Annotated in this window: 1 protein-coding gene, 3 tRNA genes and 1 rRNA gene; all 5 read left to right on the top strand. The window is 58.0% G+C overall.

Translation table 11 applies throughout. The features are described from left to right. A 5S ribosomal RNA gene (gene rrf / locus AB4120_RS27605) occupies window positions 1–95 on the top strand; the annotation flags it as partial. Between the two features lie 289 nt (window positions 96–384). Next, window positions 385–470, top strand: a tRNA-Tyr gene (locus tag AB4120_RS27600). A gap of 48 nt (window positions 471–518) precedes the next feature. Continuing rightward, window positions 519–592, top strand: a tRNA-Gly gene (locus tag AB4120_RS27595). 37 nt (window positions 593–629) lie between these two features. Continuing rightward, window positions 630–704: transfer RNA gene (locus tag AB4120_RS27590), tRNA-Thr, on the top strand. Between the two features lie 44 nt (window positions 705–748). Then, a partial coding sequence (locus AB4120_RS27585; protein ID WP_441643095.1) for a GTP-binding protein occupies window positions 749–895 on the top strand: 147 nt, incomplete at its 3' end.

Raw genomic sequence — 895 nt, 5'->3', positions numbered from 1 at the left:
CGGAACCACCCCTTCCCATCCCGAACAGGACCGTGAAACGACTTTGCGCCGATGATAGTGCGGACTACCCGTGTGAAAGTAGGTCATCGCCAGGCTCTTATACCCAAAACCCCCAGCCCCAAAAGGCTGGGGGTTTTGCTTTTGCGGCGCCAGATTGATGTCGCCGCCGGCGTCGCCCCGCCGAAGCCTGAAATGCCGCGCCAGCGCTGGATTTCCGAGCCCTATAGGGTGAGAGCGTCGGTTTTTCAATCGATGATTCTGGTTCGCGACAGCCGTGCAAAGCGTGCTGTTTGCAGAGCTGGCCAGGCTACCGCAAAGGTACTTACCGCAAGGGAAAGTGCTTGACAGCCCAGGCGAGCTCCACCATAATCACAAGTTCTCTGCGGAGAGGTGCCCGAGTGGCTAAAGGGGGCAGACTGTAAATCTGTTGGCTTACGCCTACGCTGGTTCGAATCCAGCCCTCTCCACCAGAATGCAAGGCAGCAACCAGGCGATGAGCCGGTGAAGGAAGTAACCGGGCGGGTGTAGCTCAATGGTAGAGCAGAAGCCTTCCAAGCTTACGACGAGGGTTCGATTCCCTTCACCCGCTCCACCACCGCGGTTGCCGTCAAAGAAGTAAGTCAAGTTTCGCCCATGTGGCTCAGTGGTAGAGCACTCCCTTGGTAAGGGAGAGGTCGGCAGTTCGATCCTGCCCATGGGCACCATCTATACCCGCACTGGCAATTGCTACCGAGACAGGAGTCGCGAAATGGCAAAGGAAAAGTTCGAGCGGACCAAGCCGCACGTGAACGTAGGTACGATTGGTCACGTTGACCACGGCAAGACGACGCTGACGGCAGCAATCGCCACGGTGCTGGCTGCGAAGTTTGGCGGCGCAGCCAAGAAGTACGACGAA

Source organism: Cupriavidus sp. 2KB_3, from assembly GCF_052115685.1.
GTDB classification, from domain to species: domain Bacteria; phylum Pseudomonadota; class Gammaproteobacteria; order Burkholderiales; family Burkholderiaceae; genus Cupriavidus; species Cupriavidus campinensis.
The sequence above is the reverse complement of the archived record's forward strand: the minus strand, read 5'-3'. Positions and strand labels throughout refer to the sequence as shown.